This window comes from Rhizobium sp. RSm-3, from assembly GCF_001854685.1.
Taxonomy (GTDB): Bacteria; Pseudomonadota; Alphaproteobacteria; order Rhizobiales; family Rhizobiaceae; genus Rhizobium; species Rhizobium ecuadorense.
In genome coordinates this window covers 126885-152807 of the sequence record NZ_MAWZ01000001.1, presented here as the reverse complement: position 1 = coordinate 152807, position 25923 = coordinate 126885, and the positions used below count along the sequence as shown (strand labels likewise).

At 62.4% G+C, this 25923-nt stretch carries 19 protein-coding genes; 14 read left to right on the top strand and 5 right to left on the bottom strand.

Going from position 1 to position 25923, the window contains the following annotated elements; genetic code table 11:
• Positions 1-19: 19 nt before the first annotated feature.
• From BBJ66_RS00665 to BBJ66_RS00655, 3 genes are read left to right on the top strand one after another with little or no spacing between them, the layout of a single operon-like run.
• Positions 20-1093: an ABC transporter ATP-binding protein gene (locus BBJ66_RS00665; RefSeq protein WP_071084177.1), complete on the top strand. Its 1074-nt coding sequence runs from the start codon at positions 20-22 to the stop codon at positions 1091-1093.
• Positions 1090-2259, top strand: a complete 1170-nt coding sequence (locus tag BBJ66_RS00660) for an ABC transporter permease (protein ID WP_071084175.1) — start codon at positions 1090-1092, stop codon at positions 2257-2259. Before BBJ66_RS00665 ends, BBJ66_RS00660 begins: the two co-directional genes overlap by 4 nt.
• Position 2260: 1 nt before the next feature.
• Entirely contained in the window at positions 2261-3049 is a 789-nt protein-coding gene (locus BBJ66_RS00655; protein ID WP_071084173.1) for an ABC transporter permease, read from the top strand.
• A gap of 40 nt (positions 3050-3089) precedes the next feature.
• On the opposite strand, the gene BBJ66_RS00650 is transcribed toward BBJ66_RS00655, so the two are convergent.
• Positions 3090-5447, bottom strand: coding sequence for a DNA translocase FtsK (locus BBJ66_RS00650; RefSeq protein WP_071084171.1), 2358 nt, complete (start codon positions 5445-5447; stop codon positions 3090-3092).
• Between the two features lie 173 nt (positions 5448-5620).
• Positions 5621-8620, bottom strand: a complete 3000-nt coding sequence (gene polA, locus BBJ66_RS00645) for a DNA polymerase I (RefSeq protein WP_071084169.1) — start codon at positions 8618-8620, stop codon at positions 5621-5623.
• 406 nt (positions 8621-9026) lie between these two features.
• On the opposite strand from polA, the gene BBJ66_RS00640 reads away from it, so the two are divergent.
• Complete coding sequence (locus tag BBJ66_RS00640) at positions 9027-9443, top strand: MarR family winged helix-turn-helix transcriptional regulator (RefSeq protein WP_003583451.1); 417 nt, start codon at positions 9027-9029, stop codon at positions 9441-9443.
• Positions 9444-9463: 20 nt separating this feature from the next.
• Here BBJ66_RS00640 and BBJ66_RS00635 read toward each other — a convergent pair whose 3' ends face one another.
• Positions 9464-11848, bottom strand: a complete 2385-nt coding sequence (locus tag BBJ66_RS00635) for a bifunctional diguanylate cyclase/phosphodiesterase (protein ID WP_071084166.1) — start codon at positions 11846-11848, stop codon at positions 9464-9466.
• Between the two features lie 224 nt (positions 11849-12072).
• Between BBJ66_RS00635 and BBJ66_RS00630 the strand changes: the two genes are divergently transcribed.
• The 7 genes from BBJ66_RS00630 (at position 12073) to BBJ66_RS00600 (ending at position 21686) form a co-directional block, all read left to right on the top strand.
• A complete protein-coding gene (locus BBJ66_RS00630; protein ID WP_071084936.1) occupies positions 12073-13461 on the top strand; it encodes a dipeptidase in 1389 nt (462 codons plus the stop codon).
• Between the two features lie 382 nt (positions 13462-13843).
• Positions 13844-14542: an SH3 domain-containing protein gene (locus tag BBJ66_RS00625; RefSeq protein WP_071084164.1), complete on the top strand. Its 699-nt coding sequence runs from the start codon at positions 13844-13846 to the stop codon at positions 14540-14542.
• A gap of 410 nt (positions 14543-14952) precedes the next feature.
• Positions 14953-15174 (top strand): hypothetical protein, encoded by a 222-nt coding sequence (locus BBJ66_RS32800; RefSeq protein WP_082336749.1) that lies wholly within the window; start codon positions 14953-14955, stop codon positions 15172-15174.
• Between the two features lie 246 nt (positions 15175-15420).
• The gene (locus tag BBJ66_RS00615; protein WP_049731244.1) at positions 15421-17754 is read left to right on the top strand and encodes a transglycosylase domain-containing protein; all 2334 of its coding nucleotides are present in this window, start codon (positions 15421-15423) and stop codon (positions 17752-17754) included.
• 281 nt (positions 17755-18035) lie between these two features.
• Positions 18036-19952: a molecular chaperone DnaK gene (dnaK, locus tag BBJ66_RS00610; RefSeq protein WP_071084160.1), complete on the top strand. Its 1917-nt coding sequence runs from the start codon at positions 18036-18038 to the stop codon at positions 19950-19952.
• 85 nt (positions 19953-20037) lie between these two features.
• The gene (gene dnaJ / locus BBJ66_RS00605; protein WP_012559503.1) at positions 20038-21168 is read left to right on the top strand and encodes a molecular chaperone DnaJ; all 1131 of its coding nucleotides are present in this window, start codon (positions 20038-20040) and stop codon (positions 21166-21168) included.
• Positions 21169-21485: 317 nt separating this feature from the next.
• Positions 21486-21686, top strand: coding sequence for a hypothetical protein (locus BBJ66_RS00600; RefSeq protein ID WP_049731246.1), 201 nt, complete (start codon positions 21486-21488; stop codon positions 21684-21686).
• Positions 21687-21730: 44 nt separating this feature from the next.
• Here the strand turns inward: BBJ66_RS00600 and BBJ66_RS00595 are convergent, their stop codons facing one another.
• Positions 21731-22096: a helix-turn-helix domain-containing protein gene (locus BBJ66_RS00595; RefSeq protein ID WP_071084158.1), complete on the bottom strand. Its 366-nt coding sequence runs from the start codon at positions 22094-22096 to the stop codon at positions 21731-21733.
• A 376-nt stretch (positions 22097-22472) separates the two neighbouring features.
• On the opposite strand from BBJ66_RS00595, the gene recF reads away from it, so the two are divergent.
• Genes recF through BBJ66_RS00580 form a run of 3 tightly spaced genes read left to right on the top strand, consistent with a single transcriptional unit; the run spans position 22473 to position 24903 of the window.
• Positions 22473-23597: a DNA replication/repair protein RecF gene (recF, locus tag BBJ66_RS00590; protein WP_049731248.1), complete on the top strand. Its 1125-nt coding sequence runs from the start codon at positions 22473-22475 to the stop codon at positions 23595-23597.
• On the top strand, positions 23594-24418 hold the full coding sequence (locus BBJ66_RS00585; RefSeq protein WP_071084156.1) for a molybdopterin-synthase adenylyltransferase MoeB: 825 nt from the start codon (positions 23594-23596) through the stop codon (positions 24416-24418). Before recF ends, BBJ66_RS00585 begins: the two co-directional genes overlap by 4 nt.
• Entirely contained in the window at positions 24415-24903 is a 489-nt protein-coding gene (locus tag BBJ66_RS00580; protein WP_071084154.1) for a GNAT family N-acetyltransferase, read from the top strand. The genes BBJ66_RS00585 and BBJ66_RS00580 overlap by 4 nt, the downstream gene beginning before the upstream one ends.
• A 13-nt stretch (positions 24904-24916) precedes the next feature.
• Here BBJ66_RS00580 and BBJ66_RS00575 read toward each other — a convergent pair whose 3' ends face one another.
• Positions 24917-25918: a 2-hydroxyacid dehydrogenase gene (locus BBJ66_RS00575; RefSeq protein ID WP_049731251.1), complete on the bottom strand. Its 1002-nt coding sequence runs from the start codon at positions 25916-25918 to the stop codon at positions 24917-24919.
• Positions 25919-25923 lie beyond the last annotated feature (5 nt).

Here is a 25923-nt window from a genome sequence, read left to right as displayed (position 1 = left end):
ATCCGAACGGAGGGCCATCATGGCTGCGCCGCGCATACGCTTTGAAAGAATCTCAAAATCCTTTGGCCTGCACCAGGTCGTCAATGACCTGTCGCTCGACATCGAGAGGGGCGAGTTCGTCAGCCTTCTGGGACCGTCGGGTTCGGGTAAGACGACTTTGCTGATGATGCTGGCGGGTTTCGAAAACCCGACCGCCGGCGGCATTTTTCTCGACGGCCGCCGCATCGACCACCTGCCTCCGCATCGGCGCGAGATGGGCGTCGTTTTCCAGAATTATGCGCTCTTTCCGCATATGTCGATCGCCGACAACATCGCCTTTCCTCTGAGGATGCGCGGTGTCGGACGCAGCGAGATCGACGAGCGCGTGAAACGCGCCCTCGATATGGTGCAACTGTCGGCCATGAGCAGCCGGAAGCCTGCCCAGCTTTCCGGCGGTCAGCAGCAGCGGGTGGCGCTTGCCCGCTCCCTGGTATTCGAGCCGGCGGTCGTGCTGATGGACGAGCCGCTTGGGGCACTGGACAAACAGTTGCGCGAACAGATGCAACTCGATATCCGCGCCCTTCACAAGCGGCTGGAACTGACCGTGGTGTTCGTGACCCATGATCAATCCGAGGCACTGACCATGTCGGACCGGATTGCGGTCTTCAACCACGGCAACATCGAGCAGATCGGTTCGCCGCGTGATATTTACGACCGACCGCAGACACGTGTCGTCGCCGAATTCATCGGCGAAACCAATCTGATAGAAGGAACGGTCAGGGTGGCGGGCACGGCCGGCACTTCGGTCGAGATCGCCGACGGACGGCATGTGATCGTGCCTGGCAGTAATTCCCTCACCGTCGGAAGCCGCGTCCACATTTCCGTTCGCCCCGAGCGCATTTCTCTGGCGGCCGGCGGCATCGGCGTGGCGGCGAACGCCCTGCCGGCGAAAATACTCGACAGCGTCTATCAGGGCGACCACCTGCGGGTGCAGCTCGATGAGGATGCCTTCCGCTTCGTCGTGCGGACGGACATGCGATCGGCGGAGTGGCCGGTCGGAGCCGAGGTGGTGGCGCATTTCACGCCTGATGACTGCTGGGTGATCGCAGCATGAGTGCTTTCCGTCGACACAGCGGCACCTTTGCCCTCATTCTTCCCCTGACCCTGTTCCTGGGTGTCTTCTTCATCTGGCCGCTTCTGACCGTGCTGGAGCAGGCGGTGTCCGATCCGGTCGTCAGTCAAAACCTGCCGCGGACGACAGCGGCGATTTCGGCCTGGGCTCTTCCCTCCGAACCCTCCGACGAAATGCGGACTGCCCTTGTCGACGATCTGAAATCGCTCGATGACGACCAGAAGCTGGGAGAGGTGGTTCGAAGACTGAACAGCGCCCAGCCGGGCTTCCGCACGCTGATGCGAAAGACCGTCGCAGCCGTGAGAGACAGCACCGGGCCGATAAGCCTCGCAGAGATCGACGCCCGATGGAACGATGTTGCCTTCTGGCGGGCAATCGCCGAAGCGACCTATCCATATACCGATCGCAACCTGCTTGCCGCAGTCGATCTTCAGCATGACGCATCAGGGGCGATCGTGGCGATGCCGGCCGGAGAGTCCGCCAATCAGGCGATTCTTCTGAGAACATTCGCCGTGGCCGCCGTCGTGACCCTGACGACCTGTCTCATCGGCCTGCCCTACGCGATGCTGGCCGCCGCCTTGAGCGGCTGGCGGCGACAGCTCCTGCTTGCCGCGGTGCTGCTGCCGCTGTGGACATCGCTGCTGGTGCGCACCGCGGCCTGGTACATCCTCCTTCAGGATAAGGGGCTCATCAACTCCCTCCTCGTGTCGCTCGGCCTTCTCGACAGTCCCTTGCCGCTTCTTTTCAACCGGACGGGTGTCGTCATCGCCATGACGCATGTGTTGCTGCCCTTCATGGTTCTGCCGATTTACAGCGTCCTCATCGCAATCCCGCGAAATCTGATGCCGGCGGCAGCCTCTCTTGGCGCGCAGCCGATCCGGGCCTTTCTGCATATCCTGCTGCCTCTGGCCCTGCGCGGCATAGCCTCCGGCGGACTGCTCGTCTTCATGGCAGCGCTCGGTTACTACATCACACCGGCGCTCATCGGCGGACCAAAGGACCAGATGATCAGTTCGGTGATTGCCTTCTACGCCACCGGCTCGGCCAATTGGGGCATGGCCGGTGCGCTCGGTATGGTGCTGCTCGCCGTGACGATCGTGCTCTACGGCGTTTATGGTCGGCTATCCATGAAGAAGACGGGGGCGTGACATGGCAATTCGATTGCTAAAATTTCTGTTCGGCGCGGCAACGGTCATTTTTCTGCTGGCTCCGCTTTTGGCGATCCTTCCGATCGCATTTACCTCCAGCAGCTTCCTGGCCTATCCCATTCCGTCTTTTTCGGATCGCTGGTTTGCGGAACTGGCAACCGAGGACGCCTGGCGACGGTCGATCGTCAACAGCTTGCTGATCGGTGCGGGGACCACCTTGCTTTCCACCATGCTCGGCATTCTGGCCGCACTGGCATTGCGCAGGCGCGTTGTTTTTGCCGCGGCGCTGAGGACGATATTCCTCCTGCCGATGGTCGTTCCCGCCGTGGTGCTCGGCGTGGGGCTGCAGATCCTGTTTGCCGGCCTCGGATTTCCAAACACTTTTGCAGCCGTCATCGTGGCGCATACGGTTGTCGCCGTGCCTTTTGTGCTGGTCAGCATCACCGCCTCGCTTGAGGGCATCGACTATCGGACCGAGCGTGCGGCCGCGAGTCTCGGGGCTTCTCCGGCAAAAGTCTTCTGGAAAGTGACGCTGCCGCTTGCCATGCCCGGCGTCCTTTCCGGCGCGGTGCTTGCCTTTGCGACATCGCTTGATGAAGTCGTGCTGACGCTGTTTGTCGCTGGACCAAACCAGTTGACGCTTGCGCGCCAGATGTTCTCGTCAATTCGCGAAAACATCAGCCCCGCCATCGTGGCCGCAGCATTTCTGTTTATCGTCGGGACGATCTTTCTCGGAGGCCTGCTCGCGGTGGTGCACAAACGCGCCGCCCGATCTGCGGCCCCAGCCTGAGGCCAGGGCCGTACGTCCTTCGAGGCGCCGACGGCTCCCGTTACTCGCCGTCACCCCGACCAGAAACGATCTCGCGCTTGCCGACATGGTTGGCCGGCCCGACCAGGCCTTCCTTTTCCATGCGCTCGACCAAGGAGGCGGCTCTGTTGTAACCGATGCCGAGGCGGCGCTGGATGTAGGAGGTCGAGCACTTCTTGTCGCGCATGACGACCTTCACTGCCTGCTCGTAGAGCTCGTTTCCATCCTCGGAGGCCATGGCGCTCTTGTCGAAGACGGCGCCGGCCTCTTCCTCTTCGGGCTCGTCCTCTTCGTCGGCGGTGACGGTGTCGAGATATTCGGGGCGGCCCTGGGTCTTCAGATGGGCAACGACCTTTTCGACCTCGGTATCCGAGACGAAAGGACCGTGGACGCGGGAAATCCGCCCGCCCCCTTGCATATGCAGCATATCGCCCTGGCCGAGCAGTTGCTCGGCGCCCTGCTCGCCGAGGATGGTGCGGCTGTCGATCTTCGAGGTCACCTGGAAGGAAATGCGGGTCGGGAAATTCGCCTTGATCGTGCCGGTGATGACGTCGACCGAGGGACGCTGTGTCGCCATGATCAGATGAATGCCGGCGGCACGCGCCATCTGCGCCAGACGCTGGATCGCGCCTTCAATCTCCTTGCCGGCGACCATCATCAGATCGGCCATTTCGTCGACGATGACGACGATATAGGGCATCGGCGTCAGGTCCAGCGCCTGGTTTTCCTCGATCGGGGCGCCGGTGCCCTTGTCGAAGCCGACCTGGACCATGACATGAATGGTCTCGCCCTTGTCGCGGGCCTGCGCCACGCGGTCGTTGTAACCGTCGATATTGCGCACGCCGAGGCGCGACATCTTGCGGTAACGCTCCTCCATCTCGCGCACCGCCCATTTCAGCGCCATCACCGCCTTCTTCGGATCGGTGACGACGGGCGTCAGGAGATGCGGGATACCGTCATAGACGGAGAGTTCGAGCATCTTCGGATCGACCATGATCAGCCGGCACTGTTCCGGCGTCATGCGGTAGAGCAGCGACAGGATCATCGTGTTGATGGCGACCGACTTGCCGGAGCCGGTGGTGCCGGCGACCAGCAGATGCGGCATCTTGGCGAGCTCGGCAATGACAGGCTCGCCGCCGATGGTCTTGCCGAGGCCGAGCGCCAGCTTATAGCCGCTCTTCTCGAAATCCTGGCTCTCGATCATTTCCCGGAAATAGACCGTTTCACGGGTGACATTCGGCAATTCGATGCCGATGACGTTGCGGCCGGGCACGACGGCGACACGGGCCGAAAGCGCCGACATCGAGCGGGCGATGTCGTCGGCAAGCCCGATGACGCGCGACGATTTCACGCCCGGCGCCGGCTCGAATTCATAAAGGGTGACGACCGGGCCGGGGCGGACATGGATGATCTCGCCCTTGATGCCGAAATCTTCAAGCACACTTTCCAGAAGCCCGGCATTCTGCTCCAGCGTCTCCTGCGACATGATCTCGCCGAGCCGTTCCGGCGGCTCCTGCAGCAGGGCGCGCGGCGGGAATTCATAGCCGGAGGCGTCGATCCTTTCGGATCTTGCCGCCAGACGCGGCGACGGGAGAACCGCGGCGACAGGCGGCGTGCGCTGGGGCGCCGGTGCGGTCTGAGGGGCTGACACCGCGTGAAGGGCGGGCGCCGCCTGAGGCGCGGGAGCAATCGGAGAGGTCAGCGCAGGCGGAGGGGCCGGCACAACAGGGATCTCGACGGGGATGCGCCTCGGCCGTTCAAGGGATATGGCGGCCGGAGGGCGCGGGGCGGGCTTTGCGGGGGTCGCAGCGGAAGGCGGAACCGGGCGGGAGGCGACGGGGACCGGCCGGCCGGGGCGCCATTCCATGATGCGGAACAGCGATGTGATCGATTCGGGCGCCGTCTCGGCCTTGGGGAACGAGATCACGGCAGGCGCGCGAACCGGCTCGGCCTCTTCGAAGGCCATGACTTCCCAGAAGGCGAAATCCGAAATGGAGGAAAGCTCGGCGGAGGCGCGGAAAGCAGGCGCGACCGGCTCGTCGGGAACGGCTGACGGCTGCAGTTCGATCATCTGCGGTGCTGCGGGAAGTTCATCCGGCTCCGGCAGATAGATATCGAAGGGCACGTCAACGGCGACCGGCTCGATCCGTATCGCCTGCTGTCCAATCTGCGAATCATCGCGAACGGGCTCATCCGGCGCCCGCCGCTTGCTGATCAGCGTTTCCGGCGTGCGGGTAAAACGGACGTTCGGCGCGAGGGAAAAATTGCTCTGCCAGATCGGCGCCGCCGGTTTTTCTCCCGGATCTACCGCCGGAAGTTCCGTTTCAATCCCGCTGGAAAAGTCCCCGGCGTCCGTCAAATTGGTTCTGGGAAAACGCATGCGTCCGCTACTCACTCATGCCTAACAAATTACGACCGTACCGGGATAGAAAAGGAAGGTTAATAAGTTCCTTCCCGCCGTATCGTTCCGATACGGCTCCTGTCGCTAAATCGCTGCGATTTCAGTGAGTTGAATTAAGCGGAAAAATCTTTGCCAATTTTGTGGAAACGAGGCTAATGGGCCTCGTCCCAATTGCTGGCGGCACGCGCGTCGACCCTCAGCGGCACGCGCATTTCGAGCGCCGGCATGGTGGCGTTTTCCATCACAGAGACGATGATGGGCATCGCCTTTTCGACATCCTCGTCCTCGACTTCGAAAATGAGTTCGTCATGGACCTGGAGCAGCATGCGGACGCGCTCGCCAAGACCGACTTCAACAAGCGCCGGCTCCATCCTGATCATCGCCCGGCGGATGACGTCGGCGGCCGAGCCCTGGATCGGCGCGTTGATCGCGGCGCGCTCGTTGAAGGCGCGCACCGACGGGTTGGAAGAGCGGATTTCGGGGTAGTTGATTCGCCGGCCGAAAATCGTTTCGACATAACCCTTGTCGCGCGCCATCGCCTTGCGGCTTTCCATATAGTCGCGGATTCCGGGGAAACGCTCGAAATACTTCTTAATGTAGTCGCCGGCTTCCGAACGCTCGATCGATAGCTGGTTGGCAAGGCCGAAGGCCGAGATGCCGTAGATGATGCCGAAATTGATCGCCTTGGCGCGGCGGCGCACCTCGCCAGGCATGCCTTCGACGGGCACGCCGAACATTTCCGAGGCGGTCATGGCGTGGATGTCGACGCCATCCTCGAACGCCTTGGTCAGCTGCGGGATCTCGGCCACATGGGCAAGCACGCGCAATTCGATCTGGCTGTAGTCGGCGGAGATCAGCTTGTGGCCCGGCGTCGAGATAAAGGCGGTGCGGATCTTGCGGCCTTCGGCGGTACGCACCGGAATGTTCTGCAGGTTCGGCTCGGAGGAGGACAGGCGCCCCGTGGTCGTCGATGCCAGCGAATAGGAAGTGTGGACCCGCTTGGTCTCCGCGTGGACATAGCCGGGGAGCGCGTCGGTATAGGTGGATTTCAGCTTGGTGAGCTGGCGCCAGTCGACGATCTTGCGCGGCAGCTCGAAACCGGCGGCGGCCAGATCCTCGAGCACCTGCGCGGAGGTGGACCATTGCCCGGTCTTCGTCTTGCTGCCGCCGGCAAGGCCCATCTTGCCGAACAGGATATCGCCGAGCTGCTTCGGCGAGCCGATATTGAACCGCTCGCCGGCGAGCACATAGATCTCGTCTTCCAGGCGCGCGGCACCCTGGGCCAGCTCGCCGGACAGGCGCGACAGGATCTGCCGGTCGACGGTGATCCCCCGCGCTTCCATGCGCGCCAGAACCGGCAGCAGCGGCCGCTCCAGCCGTTCATAGACACTGGTCAATCCGGCCGCCGCCAGCCGCGGCTTCAGCACCAGCCAGAGCCGCAGCGTCACGTCGGCATCTTCGGCGGCATAATGGGTGGCGCGGTCGATATCGACGAGATCGAAGGTGACGTTCGCCTTGCCGCTGCCCGCCACATCCTTGTAGGGGATCGGCGTATGGCCGAGGAATTTTTCCGAGAGCGGGTCCATGCCATGGGCGCCGGTGCCGGCGTCGAGCACGTAGGAGATCAGCATCGTGTCGTCGAAACTCCTGGTCTCGATGCCGTAGCGCTGCATCAGCAGGTAGTCGTATTTGAGGTTCTGCGCGACCTTGAGAACCGCGCCGTCCTCCAGCAATGCCTTCAGCCGCGGCAGCGCATCGCGCATGGGGATCTGGTTGTCGGCAAGGCCGCCGCCGAGCAGATCGCCGACGCCGTTCTTGTGGGCGAGCGGTATATAGGCGGCGCGGATCTTCGTGCCGGTGGGATCGGCCGTATTGTCGGCGATCGCCAGCGAGAAGCCGACAAGCTCGGCCTGCATCGCATCCAGCGACGTCGTCTCGGTGTCGAAAGCAACGAGGCCGGTATCGCGCGCATCGGCGATCCACCGGTCGAGCGTGGCGAGATCGCGGATCGTCACATAGGCCGAATGATCGAAGGGCAGCGTCGCAAAGGCTTCGGCCCGCGCCTTGGCCAGATCGGCGGGCGAAAAGGCGCCTTCGACGGAAGCCTTGGCCTTCGCACGCGGCGGCACCGGTACCGATTCGCCCGAGACCTCGGGGATGCCGCCGGCAACCGGGGCCGGTTCGGCCGCATCGAGATCGGGGCCATGGGCAGCCTTGCCCCATTCGATGTTGACGATCGCCGGTTCGATGGCGTTGGCATCGCAATCGCAGACTTCGGCGACGCGGCGCGTCAGCGTCGTGAATTCCATCGTCTTGAGGAAGCCGATCAGCTTCGGGCCGTTCTGCGGTTCCAGCACCAGCGCGTCGAGATCGAGGTCGAGCGGCACATCGGTGCGCAGCCGCACGAGGTCGCGCGAGAGCCTGGCCATATCGATATTGGCAAGGATCGTCTCGCGGCGCTTGACCTGCTTGATCTCGGTGGCGCGGTCGAGCAGCGTGTCGAGATCGCCATATTCCTCGAGCAGCTGGGCGGCGGTTTTCGGGCCGATGCCGGGAATGCCGGGAACATTGTCGACGGAATCACCGGTCATCGCCTGCAGGTCGATCATCTTTTCCGGCGGCACGCCCCACTTCTCGATGACATCGGGAATGCCGATCTGCTTGTCCTTCATGCTGTCATACATATGGACATTCGGGCTGACGAGCTGCATCAGGTCCTTGTCCGATGAGACGATGGTGACATCGGCACCCGATGCCTCGGCCAGGCGCGCATAGGTGGCGATGATATCGTCGGCCTCGAAACCTTCGGTCTCGATGCAGGGCAGGTTGAAGGCGCGGGTCGCCTCGCGGATCAGGCCGAACTGGGGAACGAGTTCTTCCGGCGGGGCTGAGCGGTTCGCCTTGTAGGCGTCGTAGAGATCCTTGCGGAAGGTCTTGGCGGAATAATCGAAGATGACGGCAAGATGTGTCGGGGTGACGCCGACATCGGTATTGCGCGCATCCCTCAACAGCTTCCACAGCATGTTGCAGAAACCGGAAACGGCGCCGATCGGCAGGCCGTCGGTCTTGCGGGTCAGCGGTGGCAGTGCATGAAACGCCCGGAAGATGAATCCGGAACCGTCGACTAGGAAGAGGTGATCGCCTTTTTTCATGGGTGCATGGATAGCGCGGGCACGGGACGAGGTCCATATAAAGTTCGGCGGGCGAGGCGGAAGATTCCGCTCACCAAACTGTTACCGATTTGTAACGATCGCCCTCCCTTGAAAAACCACATTCGCAGGCACAAATCCATGTCACCGGCGCTTGATCGCGCCGCGGGTCTGATTACCGGCTTGTCCCCCGCCGCGTCAGGCTTGGACAAAGGCCTTATCCCCCTCTCCGGGCCTTTGTCCCCACTTTAAGGTCGCCATGGCCAACCTCCAGGCCATGGCGACTTTTGTTTTTCCAAGCCCTCGAAATTATCGTCGCCCCTCGCATATTTTGAAGTATCGCATGCGATTTGCTGCATTGTCTCCGGGATGGTTTTGAGCCTAACTTGCAATCATGGGATTTAACCGCATGGATTCGGGAGCTTACCTTGCCAGCCAGCTGGCGAAGGGTTTTGCCCGCTCGCTGCACCAGCGCGCGGTCGGGCTCGGTTTTTCTCCGGGCCAGTTTCCCATTCTGCTGGAACTCTGGGCCGAGGACGGGCTGACCCAGAAACAGCTTCTCGAACGGGTCGATATCGAGCAGGCGACCATGGCGAATACGCTGTCGCGCATGGTCCGCGACGGGCTGATCGAGCGCCGGCCGCATCCATCCGACAAACGCGCGCAACTGCTCTTCCTGACGCCGAAGGCCCGCGCCATGGAGGCCGAGGCGATCGAAACCGCGCGCGAGGCCGACCTTGCGCTGTTTAAAGGTTTTCGGGTTTTCGAGCGCGAGCTGACGCTCGAATATATCCGCCGGCTGCTGGAAAACGCCAAGGCGCTCTGAGCGGCATTATTCGCCCAAGATTATTCGCTGACGAGGCGTGTGCGCCGTCGCGGCGGCATGCCTGTTCCGGTCTGCTCCGGCAGGATGCTTTTGCGAACGGCTGGCTTCATGCTCGGCTCGATATCCGGCTTGCCGAGCAACAGGCCCTGCACCTGCGCGCAGCCTTCCTCGACGACGATCCGGCGCTGCATTTCCGTTTCCACGCCCTCAGTGACGACGGGCATGCCGAGGCTGTGGCCGAGACCGATAATGGCGCGCACGATCGATCGCGCCGCCGCATCATGCTCTAGCACGCCGGTGAAGCTGCGATCGACCTTGATTTTGTCGAAGGGAAACGAGCGCAGATTCGAGAGCGAGGAGTAGCCGGTGCCGAAATCGTCCATGACGATGTGCACCCCCAACTTACGCAGGCGCTGCAGCGTTGCCATCACCCGGTCGCGGTCGCGGATCAGGGCTGTCTCGGTGATCTCGAGTTCCAGCCGATCGGCTGCGAGCCCCGTCTCGGCGAGGACCGCCTCGACCCGCTCACACAGGTTGGGCAGCATGAACTGCACCGGCGAAACATTGACCGCAATCCTCAGCGGCTGCGGCCAGCGCGCGGCCTCCCTGCAGGCCTGCTGTAATATCCATTCGCCGAGCTGAACGATCGATCCGCTTTCCTCGGCGATCGGGATGAAAATGTCGGGCTCGGTCATGCCGTGGCCCGGCCGGTGCCAGCGCATCAAGGCCTCGTAGCCGCTGATCTCGCCGCTCTGCGCGTTGAGGATCGGCTGATAGCTGACATGGAGTTGGTTGCGGATGATCGCGTGGCGCAGGTCGCTTTCGATCTGGCGGCGGTTGCGCGCCGCTTCGTCCATTTCCGCGTCGAAGAAGCAGGCCCTGCCGCGGCCATCATGCTTGACGCGGTAGAGCGCGGTATCGGCGTTGTTGCAGAGTTCTTCGGCCGTGCGCCCGTCCCTTGGATAGAGCGCGATGCCGAGGCTGACGCCAACGGCTGTGGGGTCACGGGCTGTGTCCATCTCGGCGGCGAATTCGTTGATGATATCAGCCGCAAGCTTTTGCGCCGACGCCGGCTGCTGCCCGGCGGATTGGATGATGGCGAATTCGTCGCCGCCGAGCCGGGCGATCGTATCGCTCTCGCCGGCCACCCGGCGCAGGATAGCGGCAACCTTGCGGAGAATGCGGTCGCCTTCGGCGTGGCCGAAAATATCATTGACGGCCTTGAACCGGTCGAGGTCGAGACAAAACAGCGCAACCTCGGTGTGCTTGCGTTCCGCCACCTGCAGCGCCTGCCGGATGCGGGTGTCGAACAGCGACCTGTTCGGCAGATCGGTGAGCACGTCGTGGTGGGCGAGATGCTCGATCATCTCCTCGGCCTGCTTGCGCTCGGTGAGATCGCGCACCGCCAGCACCTCGCAATTGCGGCCGCGATAAACGATCCTGCTGGAGTTTGCTTCTACGGCAATCTCTCTGCCGGCGCGGGTGTTCAGCAACGTCTCGCCGGGCCTGTTCTCCCGGGATCCCTGAACGGCCGTCAGCACATCCGAGGGCGCCTTGCCCGAGAGATCGGCAAGCTTCCAGCCCGATAGGGCCTGGAACCGCTCGTTGACATCGATGATCCGGCCTTCGCGCAGGATCAGCAGTCCCTCCTGCGAGGCGTTGGCCAGTCCGCGCAGATCCGTCAGGTGGCTTTGGACGAAAACCACGGCAAGCGCGACCAGGATAAGAGCCGTTGCCGCCACCACGACGATCGCGGCGAGTACCCGGGTGTCGAGCACCAATGTGGGAACCTGCATGCCAGGATCCGGCACGAGGGTAATGCTGCCCATCGAGATGAAGTGAAGGGTACAGATGGCGAGGACGAAGACCAGCGATGAGGTGAGGAGACGCCTCACGCCCTTCAGATTGAAAAAGATATGGAAGGCGACGCTCGACAGAAGCATTCCGGCGACGACCGCCGTCAGTGTCATCACGGGATCGTAGAGGATGACCGCCTGTGTCTCGATCGCCTGCATGCCGGTCAGGTGCATGGAGGCGATGCCGAGCGCCATCAGCACCCCGCCGCGGATACGGGAAAACCGTCCGGCACGTTGCGAAGCGGCGAGGATCGCCACCCATGAGCCGACCACCGACAGGAAAAAGGAAAGCAGCGTCAGGTCGAGCGCGTAGCTGATCGGCGTGCCGCCGTCATAAGCGAGCATCGCGATGAAATGCGTTGCCCATACGCCGGTGCCGAAGGCAAAGCCCGACGCGCCGATCCAGAGCTTGCGCTGCCCGGCGTCGCACTCCTGGGCACGGGAAAGCAACAGCATCGCCGCCATGGCGCCAACCAGACAGACCGCGGCCGCCACGATGACCAGGCGCCAATCATGATTGTCGCGAATACAGGCAATGACCGAAAACATCTGCGCGCCCCCCGAACAGCTGATTTTCGGCTGATGCTATTTAGGTTGTGCTAATTAACTGTAAATTGAATTAGATCTTTCTTTATTATCGTGCGGCGCCCCTCCACGAGACTTCATCCATGTCGTTTCAGCCGCTTTGCACCCTGCCGATTTTTACCTTTTCCGCCTCGCCTGCTTTCCTGGTTTGGTCTATCGTCCCGCCAAATTTCGAAAAGGAGTCGAAAATGGCCGACATACAACCGGTTCTTTCGCGTGCGGACCAGAATCTTTCATCGAGCCTCGAAAAGCTTTTCGAGCTGCTGCGCATCCAGTCGATTTCCACCGATCCCGCCTATAAGGCCGAATGCCGCAAGGCTGCCGAATGGCTCGTCAGCTATCTCGAAACGCTCGGCTTCGAAGCCTCCGTTCGCGACACGCCAGGCCATCCGATGGTCGTCGCCCACCATGCCGGCGCTTCCACCAACGCGCCGCACGTTTTGTTCTACGGCCATTACGACGTTCAGCCGGTCGACCCGATCGAGCTTTGGGAAAACGATCCCTTCGAACCGACGATCAAGGATGTCGGCGACGGCCGCAAGATCCTGACCGGCCGCGGCACCTCCGACGACAAGGGCCAGTTGATGACTTTCCTTGAGGCCTGCCGCGCCTATAAGGAGATCAACGGCGCGCTTCCCTGCCGCGTCACCATTCTCTTCGAAGGCGAGGAAGAATCCGGCTCGCCGTCGCTGAAGCCCTTCCTCGAAGCCAATGCCGCCGAGCTCAAGGCCGATTATGCGCTGGTCTGCGATACCGGCATGTGGGACCGCGACACGCCGGCGATCGCCGCGGCACTGCGCGGTCTTGTCGGCGAGGAAGTCACCGTGACGGCTGCCGACCGCGACCTGCATTCCGGTCTCTTCGGGGGCGCTGCGGCCAATCCGATCCACATCCTCGTCGAGGCTCTCGCCGGTCTGCATGACGAGACGGGCCGCATCACGCTCGAAGGTTTCTACAACGGCGTCGAGGAAACCCCTGAGAACATCAAGGCGTCATGGGAGACGCTCGGGAAGACTGCCGAGAACTTCCTCGGCGAAGTCGGCCTTTCCATTCCCTCAGGCGAAAAGGGCCGGTCGGTACTGGAACTCACCTGGGCGCGGCCGACCGCCGAAATCAACGGCATCTGGGGCGGATATACCGGCGAGGGTTTCAAGACGGTGATCGCCGCCAAGGCTTCGGCGAAGATTTCGTTCCGCCTCGTCGGCACGCAGGATCCGGCCGCCATCCGCGAGGCTTTCCGCAGCTATATGCGTTCGAAGATTCCCGCCGACTGCTCGGTCGAGTTCCACCCACACGGCGGCTCGCCGGCGATCCACCTCTCCTATGATTCGCCGGTTCTGACCAAGGCGAAAGGTGCGCTCTCCGACGAGTGGCCGAAACCCGCCATCGTCATCGGCATGGGCGGGTCGATCCCGATCGTCGGCGATTTCCAGAAGATGCTCGGCATGGAATCGCTGCTCGTCGGCTTCGGCCTCAGCGATGACCGCATCCATTCGCCGAACGAGAAATACGAGCTTGTCTCCTACCACAAGGGTATCCGCTCCTGGGTTCGGATTCTTCAGGCGCTTGCTGCCTGAACGAAACGGCGTGCCAGATCGCAGTAACAAAAAGGCCGGTTGAAACCGGCCTTTCGTCATCCGCTCGCTCAGTGCCAGTTCATCCGTGGTCAAGGAGAAGCGGGTATTGCAATGAGACTGCCTCCGAAAGGTTAACGGATCGTTAACGGCGCGCGGGATCGCCGGGTTATCGGAAGCATCGCACGGCCTAAAGGCATTGGCAGCAATTTCCGCGTTCAAGCTGCGTTCATCGCGGGCCGCATATAAGTCATTGAAAGACAAGGCGAATGATAACGCTCTCGCACGCGCGGACGATCGCTCGACCTTTTCGTTTTCAGACTGAAGATGCCAGGCAAGTGCAGCCAGGCGCTGCCCCAAATGCGCCTACAAGGAGTGAGAAAACGTGAAAAATCTGTTTGCTAAAATCGCCGTGGCCGGCCTGTTCATGCTGACGCCTGTGATCGTGCAGGCTGCCGAAGGCTATTCGACGGCGAACGTCAACATGCGCGCGGGTCCGAGCACCCGCTATCCCGCCGTCGCGGTCATACCCGCCGGCTCTTCCGTCGAGATCCGCGGCTGCCTTTCCGATCTCAACTGGTGCGACGTGGAGTTCTACGGCGGCCGCGGCTGGGTCTCCGGCCAATATGTGCAGGCCCTCTATCAGCAGCGCCGCATCTATGTCGGTCCGCAATATTATCGTCCGCTCGGCATTCCGGTCATCCGCTTCAGTGTCGACAATTACTGGGATCGTTACTACCGCAACCGCGATTTCTATCGGGAGCGCGACCGCTGGAGCCGCGGCCCGGACTACTATTATCGCGACCGCGACAATCGGGATCGTGACAGAGATCGCGATAATCGGGATCGGGATAATCGCGATCGGGATGGGCGGGATCGCGATCGGAACTGGCGCGACGGAGATCGCAACCGCGACAGCGACCGGGATTGGCGCGATCGGGATCGCGACAGAGACTGGCGCAACCGAAATGGCGACCAGGACGGACGCGACGGCAATCGACGGGACGACCGGAGAGATGGGGATCGCAGACCCGATCGCAGGAATTTCGATTGCCGGCCCGGCGATCCCTCCTGCGACCAATGAGATGGGAAGGGGCAGCGGCAGCGCCGTCCCTTTCGGCTTGCCCGGCCACCGGCGGGCAGTCAAGAAAAAGCCCGGCGCTCCCATGAGGGGATGCACCGGGCCTGATGTCGATCGGCGCGTGTTGAGGGGAGACGGCCGATCCGGGCGCGGGACGTGAGGGGTTGTCCCGCTTCATCCTAAACCATCACGGAGCCTATTGGTTCCACCGACCAGACAGAAGATGTGCGGCGGGGTGCCAATAGCAGCTCGCGCATGTCGGCGTAACGCATCTTCAGCCAGCCTCCTCGCCCCTCCCGGAGATCCCCGACAATTTGATGTGAAGGCATCGCGATGCCCTTGTGCTGCGGGATTCTTTGTTGCACTTTCGCGATGTTGCGGATCGATTTTGATCCGTTCGAGGCTGGACCCTGATGACGCAAGACTACCTGGCTTTCCCAAGGCTTTTCGGCGCTCGGGCAGCCGTTATTGATGTTACCGTCTGGCATAAACACAACCCACTCCTTCCTGTGCGACTTATCGATGGGGCAAGCCTCAACCCTTCCGGCCAGATCTGGCGTCGCTTTCATCTGGGTGCGTGGGAATATAAGCAGGACCCGGAAACGCTCGAGGATTACGAGGCCCGTCAGTTCTGAGCGCCAATGAATGCTGCCCAAAAGTGCGCAGCGGTTTTGGAACAACGATAGTGATAAATCAAAGACTTAAAGCGCGTTGCATGCAACCGGATTGACGCAACGCGCTTTGTCGGCGTGTTCTGCTTTCCATCGTTAACACCCCGTTAAATCGCCGCATTTACAGTTCAGTCGGGTGGCGGCGCCTGCAAAAGTGCCGTTGTGCGAAGTCACGCTTCGCGATCGAACATGGGGTGTGACCGGTCGGCGATGGCAGGCAGAGGCAGATCAGGCGACAGAATAGAACCGTCCTTCAGCGGCCGCCCGGCGCGCGACGATGACGAGTTTTCGCTCGATGCCGATGACCGCATTGCCGGAAGCCGATCTGCGCGGCGCGGCGGCTCCAAGCCGCCGCAGCGTGCCGCCCCCCGGCGCCGGCGCGAGCCGCGGGAACGCGAAGGCGGCGGCTTTTTCGGCTTCCTGCGCCGGGTGATCTACTGGTGCGTCGTGCTGTTCATCTGGGCCGGCATCGGCGTGGCCGGGCTCGTGGTCTATTATGGCTCGCGCATGCCGAGCGCCAGCACATGGGCGATCCCTGAACGACCGCCGAACGTCAAGATCACCGCCGTCGACGGCAGCGTTATCGCCAATCGCGGCGCCACCGGCGGCGAGGCGCTGTCGCTCGAAAACATGTCGCCTTACATTCCGGAAGCCGTCATCGCCATCGAGGACCGGCGTTTCTATTCGCATTTCGGCGTCGACCCGCTCGGCCTCGGCCGGGCGATCGTGACCAATTTCACGGCCGGCCACATGGTGCAGGGCGGTTCGACGCTGACGCAGCAGCTCGCCAAGAACCTCTTCCTGTCGCCCGAAAGAACGCTGGAACGCAAGGTGCAGGAGGTGCTGCTCTCGCTCTGGCTGGAGCAGAAATACACCAAGGACCAGATCCTTGCCATGTATCTCAACCGGGTGTTCTTCGGATCGAACGCCTATGGCGTCGAGGCGGCGTCACGGCGCTATTTCAACAAATCGGCGCGTGACGTGAATCTCGGTGAGGCCGCGGTGCTCGCCGGCCTGCTCAAGGCGCCGTCGCGGCTTTCGCCGGCCCGCGACCCCGATGCCGCCAATGCGCGCGCCCAACTCGTGCTTGCGGCAATGCGCGAACAGGGCTTCATCACCGATTCCGAAGTCAAGACCGCGATGTCGCAGACCCCGGCTTCGGCCAAGAGCTATTGGTCGGGCGCCGGGCACTATGTCGCCGACATGGTGATGGACGAGCTGCCGGGCCTGATCGGCGACGTCAAGGAAGACGTCATCGTCGATACGACCATCGACAAGTCGCTGGAAAGGAAGGCCGAGCAATCGCTGGTCGACGTGCTCGACAAGGAGGGCGGAAAGCTCGACGCCTCGCAGGCGGCGCTCGTCTCGATCGACGGCACCGGGGCAATCCGGGCGCTCGTCGGCGGCAGGGATTATGCGACGAGCCAGTTCAACCGCGCCGTCAAGGCCAAACGCCAGCCGGGCTCCTCGTTCAAGCCCTTCGTCTATGCCGCCGCACTCGAAAAGGGACTGACGCCCTTTTCGGTGTTCAACGACGCGCCGATCCGCATCGGCGACTGGACGCCCGAGAATTACGAGAAGAAATACAATGGCGAGGTGACGCTGGCGACCGCACTCGCCAAGTCGCTGAACACGGTGGCCGCCCAGCTGGTGATGTATGACGGGCCGGATCAGGTGATCAAGCTTGCCCATCGGCTCGGAATCGAAAGCGAGCTGCAGCCGAACGCCTCGATCGCGCTCGGCACTTCGGAAGTGTCGCTGATGGAACTCACCGCCTCCTATGCCGCCTTCATGAATGGCGGCTACAAGGCGACCCCGCACGTCATCCGCCGGGTAACGACCGCCGAGGGCAAGGTTCTTTACGAAAATACCTATGACAGCCCGCCGCGCGTGCTGTCCGAGCAGATCGTCGCCGAGATGGATGCGATGATGATGGGCGTCATCGACAACGGCACCGGCAAGAGCGCCAAGATCCCCGGCTGGCAGGCGGCGGGAAAGACCGGCACGACGCAGAATTCGCGCGACGCGCTCTTCGTCGGCTTCACCAGCAACCTGACCACCGGCGTCTGGTTCGGCAATGACGACGGCAAACCGATGAAGAAGGTCACCGGCGGCGGTCTTCCGGCCAAAGCCTGGAAGGAATTCATGATCGCCGCCCATAAGGGACTTTCGCCGGCACCGCTGTTCGGCAACGGCCAGTTGATCGACGATCCCAATGGGCAGCCGATGGCGCAGGCAGCACCCGGCGATGGGCAGTTAGGCAACGGGCAACCGATGACGGCGGAGGCGCCGCCTTCGACGATCGGCGGCATTATTTCCGGCGTCTTCGGCGGCGGCGACAACGCAAACCGCTATCCGCAGGCGCCTGTCCGGCAACAAAGCGCGACATCAGGCAACGGGCCGGTTCCTCCAGGCGACATTGCCGAAGGCGGCGGTTCCGGCTACGACGGCATGGTGCCGCCCGGCGATGTCGGGGGGCCGCAGTCGACCTCTTCCGTCCAGCCGCGGCGCACGACCCTGCTCGATCTGATCATGGGCCAGTGAGATCTTTTGCTGCATGGCCTGCGCAAGCCGGATGCGCTAGAAATCTTCCGCTTTCCGGACGGCGGGCGAGCTCGTTCGCGGCGACTGTAAAAATTGAATGCAACACATTCGTTTTGCTGGATTCCGGGCCATTTCCCGCCTTGCAGTCCAGAAAACCGCTCCTTATATACGCCGCATCACCGCAATCACGATTGCGTAATCTTAAGTAGACCCATCCCGTAAGGGGCTGTCAGGGAATGCCTTCTCGGGGTTCAGACAGCTTGCTTCAAGGAGAGAATGACATGGCAAAAGTAATTGGTATCGACCTTGGAACGACGAATTCCTGCGTCGCAGTCATGGACGGCAAGGACGCGAAGGTTATCGAGAATGCGGAAGGTGCGCGTACGACCCCTTCCATGGTAGCCTTTTCCGAGGATGGCGAACGCCTCGTCGGCCAGCCGGCCAAGCGCCAGGCGGTCACTAACCCGACGAACACGCTCTTTGCGGTTAAGCGCCTGATCGGCCGCCGCTATGAAGATCCGACCGTCGAGAAGGACAAGCACCTCGTTCCCTTCACCATCGTCAAGGGCGACAATGGCGACGCCTGGGTCGAAGCCAATGGCAAGGGCTACTCGCCCGCACAGATTTCCGCGATGATCCTTCAGAAGATGAAGGAAACGGCCGAATCCTATCTCGGCGAAAAGGTCGAGAAGGCCGTCATCACCGTTCCCGCCTACTTCAACGACGCGCAGCGCCAGGCAACCAAGGATGCCGGCCGGATCGCCGGTCTTGAAGTGCTGCGCATCATCAACGAGCCGACCGCGGCCGCACTCGCCTACGGCCTCGACAAAAAAGAAGGCAAGACGATTGCCGTCTACGACCTTGGCGGCGGCACCTTCGATATCTCGATCCTCGAGATCGGCGACGGTGTGTTCGAAGTGAAGTCCACCAACGGCGATACGTTCCTCGGCGGTGAAGACTTCGACATGCGTCTCGTCGAATATCTCGTCGGCGAATTCAAACGGGACAACGGCATCGACCTGAAGAACGACAAGCTGGCCCTGCAGCGCCTCAAGGAAGCTGCCGAAAAGGCCAAGATCGAGCTTTCGTCCTCGCAGCAAACCGAAATCAACCTGCCGTTCATCACGGCTGACGCCTCCGGCCCGAAGCACCTGACGCTGAAGCTGACCCGCGCCAAGCTCGAAAGCCTGGTCGACGACCTCGTCCAGCGCACGATCGCGCCGTGCAAGGCAGCCCTCAAGGATGCCGGCGTCACCGCGGCCGAAATCGACGAAGTGGTTCTCGTCGGCGGCATGAGCCGCATGCCGAAGGTCCAGGAAGTCGTCAAGCAGCTGTTCGGCAAGGAGCCGCACAAGGGCGTCAACCCGGATGAAGTGGTCGCACTCGGCGCCGCCATCCAGGCCGGCGTTCTGCAGGGCGACGTCAAGGACGTGCTGCTGCTCGACGTCACGCCGCTGTCGCTCGGCATCGAGACGCTCGGTGGTGTCTTCACCCGCCTGATCGAACGCAACACGACGATCCCGACGAAGAAGAGCCAGACCTTCTCGACCGCCGAAGACAACCAGCAGGCCGTGACCATCCGCGTTTCGCAGGGCGAGCGTGAAATGGCTGCCGACAACAAGCTGCTCGGCCAGTTCGATCTTGTCGGTCTGCCGCCTTCGCCGCGCGGCATGCCGCAGATCGAAGTCACCTTCGACATCGACGCCAACGGCATCGTGCAGGTTTCGGCCAAGGACAAGGGCACCGGCAAGGAACAGCAGATCCGCATCCAGGCTTCCGGCGGTCTTTCCGACGCCGACATCGAGAAGATGGTGAAGGATGCCGAAGCCCATGCCACCGAGGACAAGAAGCGCCGTGAGGCCGTCGAAGCCCGGAACCAGGCCGAAAGCCTGATCCACTCCACGGAGAAGTCGCTGAAGGATTACGGCGACAAGGTTTCCGAGGCTGACCGCACCGCGATCTCGGATGCGATCGCCGCGCTGAAGACGGCTTCGGAAGCAACCGAGCCGGATGCCGACGACATCAAGGCCAAGACCCAGACGCTGATGGAAGTGTCGATGAAGCTCGGCCAGGCGATCTATGAAGCGCAGCAGGCCGAAGGCGGCGCTGCCGGCGATGCCTCTGCGGAAGGCGGCGACAATGTCGTCGATGCCGACTACGAGGAAATCAAGGACGACGACCGTAAAAAGTCCGCGTAATCCGCGACGGCGTGGTTATGCTTCAACACCTGATCCGGCTGCTCACCATGGCAGCCGGAAATCCATTTCCGGGGTTTAATCCTTAATGGCAAAAGCGGACTTTTACGAAACTCTGGGTGTAGCCAAGACGGCGGACGAGAAAGAGCTGAAGAGCGCCTTCCGCAAGCTGGCGATGAAATTTCATCCGGACAAGAACCCGGATGACAAGGACGCCGAACGCAAGTTCAAGGAAATCAACGAAGCCTACGAGATGCTCAAGGACCCGCAAAAGCGGGCGGCCTATGATCGTTATGGCCATGCGGCTTTCGAGCATGGCGGCATGGGCGGCGGTGGCGGCGGCGGATTTGCCGGCGGCGGCTTCTCCGACATCTTCGAGGATATCTTCGGCGAGATGATGGGCGGCGGACGGGCGCGCCAACGCTCGTCGGGCGGCCGCGAACGCGGCGCCGACCTTCGCTACAATATGGAAATCACGCTGGAAGAGGCTTTCTCCGGCAAGACGGCGCAGATCCGTGTTCCCACCTCGATCACCTGCGACGTCTGTTCGGGTTCGGGCGCCAAGCCCGGCACACAGCCGAAGAATTGCGGCACCTGCCAGGGAAGCGGGCGCGTGCGCGCCGCGCAGGGCTTCTTCTCGATCGAGCGGACCTGCCCGACCTGCCACGGCCGCGGCCAGATCATTCCCGATCCCTGCCCGAAATGCCACGGCCAGGGCCGGGTGACGGAAGAGCGTTCGCTCTCGGTCAATATTCCTGCCGGCATCGAGGACGGCACGCGCATCCGCCTGCAGGGCGAAGGCGAAGCCGGCGCCCGCGGCGGACCGGCAGGCGACCTCTATATCTTCCTGTCGGTGAAGCCGCATGAATTCTACCAGCGCGACGGCGCCGATCTATATTGCGCCGTTCCGATCTCGATGACGACGGCAGCTCTCGGCGGCACCTTCGACGTGGCGACGCTCGACGGCACCAAATCGCGCGTCAGCGTGCCCGAGGGCACGCAGGCCGGAAAACAGTTCCGCCTGAAGAGCAAGGGCATGCCGGTGCTGCGTTCGGCGCAGACAGGCGATCTCTACATCCAGATCCAGATCGAGACGCCGCAAAAGCTGACCAAGCGCCAGCGCGAGCTGCTGCAGGAATTCGAACAGCTTTCCTCCAAGGAGAACAATCCCGAATCGACGGGATTCTTCGCCCGGATGAAGGAATTCTTCGAAGGCTGAACCGCGATCGATAGATCCATCTCGAAAGCCGGGGACGGAAACGTCTCCGGCTTTTTCGGTTCCAACAGTCCCGTTTCGGCACACCCACCATTCGCATCGAGGAATTTGTCCCGGATCGGCACGACGGCTGAGCGGAACATGACTTACATTAACGCAGCCCAATGATGCCGCTTGCAAGTTTTCCAAATGAATTCAGTCTCTGCCGTCAGCGCATAACCCCGAAGATCGGAATCGATATCCGGAAAGGATTATGCGGGCAATCAAGGTGATAAAGCGTCCTGAGAGGCGCGGGAACAACCAAACCGAGGGTATCTGCCATGGCGCCAGCCTTTACCTCCCAGTCCGAAGACGTCGACGTTCTCGCCGGCGCCATCTACACATGGTGCGCCGAGCGCAACATCAAGCTTCGCAGCCAGCAGGGGCTTTCCATCGCCAGTATTGCGATCGACCTTTATCATGCCGGCCACCAGACGCAGGACGACCTGCTGATGGCACTGCACGAATGCGAGATTCACTAAAAGGCAGCGCCGACCTTGAAGGCACCTATCCGGCTCCGGCGAGATCAGGCGGCGCTATCGGCCGTTTCGCCACACATGATCGTCAGGATGGTCTTGACCGCTTCCTTGCCCGCCGTCGAGTTCAGTCTGTCGTAGGTCAGTGCAAGCGCATAGGCGTCAGGGCTGAGTTCGATACGGCTGCCGAATTGCGATATGCCGGTTCCTTCGAAAAGAGCGGCGATGTCGACATCGAGAAACATCGCGATCTGATGCAGCTTGCTGGCGGAAACGCGGTTCGTCCCTTTTTCGTATTTCTGGATCTGCTGGAAAGTCAGTCCGAGTGCTTCGCCAAGCTCGAGCTGGGACACACGGCGAAGGGCGCGAAACTGTCTTACGTTGCGACCAACGATAATATCAACCGGATCTGGCACTTCATCACTCTCTGATACATAAACATTTCGTTTACCATATCGTTTTTGAAGGATAACTCAACCCTAAAGTTGCAAAATTCAACCGGGTTTTTTTGGCTTTACGTAACGTCAGCCGCCCCGGGCGATTGTGGCAAAACCTCGAATATGCGGGGCTCGCAGACGCTGGAAAAGGCGGCCGGCCCCAGCGCCTCGGCAACATTGGAGCATCCGTCTCCAGGTTGTATTTTTAACGGGAATTCGGTCCCGCGCAGTATCATGCCTGAAGCTGATCCCTACCGAACCGGTGGCACCAGCGATCACGGCAGCAATGCTTGCCGAGCCTTGCCATCAACGCCGCTTAGGCTTAGCTGTCACGCTTCACGATTCCGGACATTCGATGCCGCACAAGGTTTCTCTTTCCCGTCTGAAGCTGACAGACTTCCGCAATTATGCGGCGGCGGCCCTTGCCCTTGACGGCCGGCACGCCGTGCTGACGGGAGACAACGGCGCCGGCAAGACCAATCTGATGGAGGCGGTCTCGCTGCTGTCGCCGGGCCGCGGCCTACGCCGGGCCGCCTATGGCGACATTACCCGCGTCGGCGCGGCCGGCGGTTTTTCGATCTTCGCCGCGCTTGACGGCATGGAAGGCGAAGTCGAAATCGGCACCGGCGTCGAAACGGGCGAGGAGACCACCGTCCGCAGGCTGCGGATCAACAGCACCCCGGCCAAGACCGCCGACGAATTGACCGACCATCTGCGGCTTCTCTGGCTGACACCGGCGATGGACGGCCTCTTTACCGGCGCCTCCTCCGACCGGCGCCGCTTTCTCGACCGGCTGGTGCTGTCGCTCGATCCCGCCCATGGCCGCCGCGCCAGCGATTTCGAGCGCGCCATGCGCAGCCGCAACAAATTGCTGGATGAAGGCCGCTTCGACCCCTCCTGGCTTGCCGGCATCGAGGAACAGATGGCGAGCCTCGGCATCGCCATGGCGCTTGCCCGGCAGGAAATGCTCGGTCTGCTGACCCGGCTGATCGAGGAGACGCGCGAAAGCTCGCCCTTCCCTTCGGCATCGCTGCAGCTCTCGGGCTTTATGGATGGCCAGTTTTCGCGCCCCTCGGTCGACCTCGAAGACGACTACGCGGCCATGCTTTCAGAGAGCCGCTACCGCGATGCCGGCGCAGGGCGGACGCTGGAGGGGCCGCACCGGGCCGATCTCATCGTGCATCACCGGGAAAAGGCGATGGAGGCGGAACGTTGCTCCACCGGCGAGCAGAAAGCGCTGCTTGTCGGCATGGTGCTTGCGCATGCGCGCCTCGTCGGCAATCTCACCGGCCATGCGCCGATTCTGCTGCTCGACGAGATCGCCGCCCATCTCGACGAGGGCCGCCGCGCCGCGCTGTTCGACCTCATCGACGGGCTCGGCGGCCAGGCCTTCATGACCGGAACGGATCGCGCGATGTTTTCGGCGCTCGGCGACAGGGCGCAGTTCTTCACGGTGGCCGAGGGAAGGGTGTTCGAATGAGCGAGGCGGCTTTTCCCAGCGCCTGGCGCCATGATAATATCGGCGCCATGGAACCGCTCAGCCCTGATGAAATCGCCCGCTATCACCGCCACATCCTGCTTCCCGAGATCGGCGGCGCCGGCCAGCAAAGACTGAAAGCCGCCCGTGTGCTGGTGATCGGCGCAGGCGGTCTCGGTGCGCCAGTCCTGCAATATCTGGCCGCGGCCGGGATCGGCACGCTCGGTATCGTCGACGACGACCGGGTGTCGCTGTCGAACCTGCAGCGCCAGGTGATCCATGATTCGGGCACGATCGGCGAATTGAAGACGGAAAGTGCCGCAGTCGCCATCGCCAGGCTCAATCCGCATGTCCGGCTGATCCGCTTCGAGGAACGTTTTTCCGCGGAGACGGCTTGCCGGCAACTGTCCGGCTTCGATCTGCTGATCGACGGCTCCGACAATTTCGACACGCGTTATGCCGCCGCGGATGCGGCCGAGGAAGCACGCATTCCGCTCGTCAGCGGCGCCGTCGGGCGTTTCGATGGCTCGCTGACGGTTCTCAAGCCCTATGAGAACGCCGAGGACGGGACGCCCAACCCTTGTTATCGCGACCTGTTTCCGGAAGCACCGCCGGCGGGGCTGATTCCAGCCTGCGCCGAGGCCGGCATCATCGGCGCGCTGACCGGCGTCATCGGCACGATGATGGCGATGGAGGCGATCAAGCTCGTCACCGGCAGCGGCGAACCGCTGATCGGACGGTTGCTGCTCTATGACGCGCTCAAGGCCCGGTTCGACACTGTCCGCTACAAAAGACGCCGCACAACACAAAGACAGGCCGGATGACGATTATTCCTCTTGATCACAGTTTCACACGCTGGGACGAACTGCTCGCGCTCATCCTCGCCTCCTTCGCTTCGATGAACGGCAGGATCGATCCGCCATCCTCGGCGCTCGCGCTGACGGCGGCGTCGCTGGCCGAAAAGGCCAGGGCCGAGATCGGCCATGTCGCCGTCGACGGCGAAAAGCTGATCGGCTGCCTGTTCCTCCGGCCGGAGGCCGATTGCCTCTATGTCGGCAAGCTCGCCGTTTTGCCCGGGCTGCAGGGCAAGGGCCTCGGCAAGCAGCTATTGGCGATTGCCGAACAGACGGCCGCAAAGCTCGGTCTTCCCGCTTTGCGGCTGGAAACGCGCATCGAGCTCACCGACAATCACGCCGTCTTTGCCGCCTGGGGATTTTTGAGAACCGCCGAAAAAGCGCATCCCGGCTTTGCCAGAACGACGTTCGTCGAGATGCGCAAGAGCCTTGCGCCTCGCATCCAGGCCGCCTGACTCCAGCTCGGCTTCAGCGGCCGGGCAGCACCCGGTTCGGCGGCCTGTGGCCGTCGATGAAGGTGCGGATGTTGATAATCACCTTGTCGCCCATATCGATGCGGCCTTCTATCGTCGCCGAGCTCATATGCGGCAGCAGCACGACTTTGCCCTCATTGGCGAGCTTGACGAGCCTCGGATTGACGGCAGGCTCGTTTTCGAAGACGTCGAGACCGGCGCCGGCGATCCGGCCCTCCCTCAGAGATTTGATCAGCGCAGCTTCATCGACCACATCGCCGCGCGCGGTGTTGACGAGATAGGCGGTCGGCTGCAGCAGCGCCAACCGGCGCGCCGAGATCAGGTGGAAGGTCGCCGGCGTCGACGGACAATTGACCGAGACGATGTCGACGCGGGCGAGCATCTGGTCGAGGCTTTCCCAATAGGTCGCCTCCAGTTCGTCCTCGACGGCCGGATTGACGCGCTTGCGGTTGTGGTAGTGGATCGACAGGCCGAAAGCCTTGGCGCGGCGGGCGACCGCCGTGCCGATGCGGCCCATGCCGACGATGCCGATGCGCTTGCCGTGAATGCGCCGGCCGAGCATCCAGGTGGGGGACCAGCCGGCCCATTCGCCCGGCTTGTCCGTCAGCACGCGGGCGCCTTCGCCGAGCCTTCTCGGAACCGCGAGAATGAGCGCCATGGTCATATCGGCGGTATCCTCGGTCAGGACGTTCGGCGTGTTGGTGACGGTGATGCCCTTGCGCGCCGCCGCCTCGACGTCGATATGGTCGGTGCCGTTGGAGAAGCTCGCAATCAGCTTCATCTGCGGCCCGGCCTGATCGATCAGCGCCGCGTCGATGCGGTCGGTGACGGTTGGCACCAGCACGTCGGCGGTCTTGACCGCGGCGATGAGCTCGGGAACGGAACGCGGCGCGTCGTCGATATTCAGCTCGGCGTCGAAGAGCTCGCGCATGCGGGTTTCGACGGCATCGGGCAGCTTGCGGGTGATGTAGACCTTCGGTTTTTTCTTCGCTGTCATGGCTG

Bases quoted from the DNA above. Each gene is read 5' to 3' on its own strand.
- BBJ66_RS00665 (WP_071084177.1), top strand. From the start codon at position 20: ATGGCTGCGCCGCGCATACGCTTTGAAAGAATCTCAAAATCCTTTGGC.
- recF (WP_049731248.1), top strand. From the start codon at position 22,473: ATGCCGCACAAGGTTTCTCTTTCCCGTCTGAAGCTGACAGACTTCCGC.
- BBJ66_RS00660 (WP_071084175.1), top strand. From the start codon at position 1,090: ATGAGTGCTTTCCGTCGACACAGCGGCACCTTTGCCCTCATTCTTCCC.
- dnaK (WP_071084160.1), top strand. From the start codon at position 18,036: ATGGCAAAAGTAATTGGTATCGACCTTGGAACGACGAATTCCTGCGTC.
- BBJ66_RS00600 (WP_049731246.1), top strand. From the start codon at position 21,486: ATGGCGCCAGCCTTTACCTCCCAGTCCGAAGACGTCGACGTTCTCGCC.
- BBJ66_RS00650 (WP_071084171.1), bottom strand. From the start codon at position 5,447: ATGCGTTTTCCCAGAACCAATTTGACGGACGCCGGGGACTTTTCCAGC.
- BBJ66_RS00640 (WP_003583451.1), top strand. From the start codon at position 9,027: ATGGATTCGGGAGCTTACCTTGCCAGCCAGCTGGCGAAGGGTTTTGCC.
- BBJ66_RS00575 (WP_049731251.1), bottom strand. From the start codon at position 25,918: ATGACAGCGAAGAAAAAACCGAAGGTCTACATCACCCGCAAGCTGCCC.
- BBJ66_RS00615 (WP_049731244.1), top strand. From the start codon at position 15,421: ATGGCAGGCAGAGGCAGATCAGGCGACAGAATAGAACCGTCCTTCAGC.
- dnaJ (WP_012559503.1), top strand. From the start codon at position 20,038: ATGGCAAAAGCGGACTTTTACGAAACTCTGGGTGTAGCCAAGACGGCG.
- polA (WP_071084169.1), bottom strand. From the start codon at position 8,620: ATGAAAAAAGGCGATCACCTCTTCCTAGTCGACGGTTCCGGATTCATC.
- BBJ66_RS00635 (WP_071084166.1), bottom strand. From the start codon at position 11,848: ATGTTTTCGGTCATTGCCTGTATTCGCGACAATCATGATTGGCGCCTG.
- BBJ66_RS00580 (WP_071084154.1), top strand. From the start codon at position 24,415: ATGACGATTATTCCTCTTGATCACAGTTTCACACGCTGGGACGAACTG.
- BBJ66_RS00585 (WP_071084156.1), top strand. From the start codon at position 23,594: ATGAGCGAGGCGGCTTTTCCCAGCGCCTGGCGCCATGATAATATCGGC.
- BBJ66_RS32800 (WP_082336749.1), top strand. From the start codon at position 14,953: ATGACGCAAGACTACCTGGCTTTCCCAAGGCTTTTCGGCGCTCGGGCA.
- BBJ66_RS00630 (WP_071084936.1), top strand. From the start codon at position 12,073: ATGGCCGACATACAACCGGTTCTTTCGCGTGCGGACCAGAATCTTTCA.
- BBJ66_RS00655 (WP_071084173.1), top strand. From the start codon at position 2,261: ATGGCAATTCGATTGCTAAAATTTCTGTTCGGCGCGGCAACGGTCATT.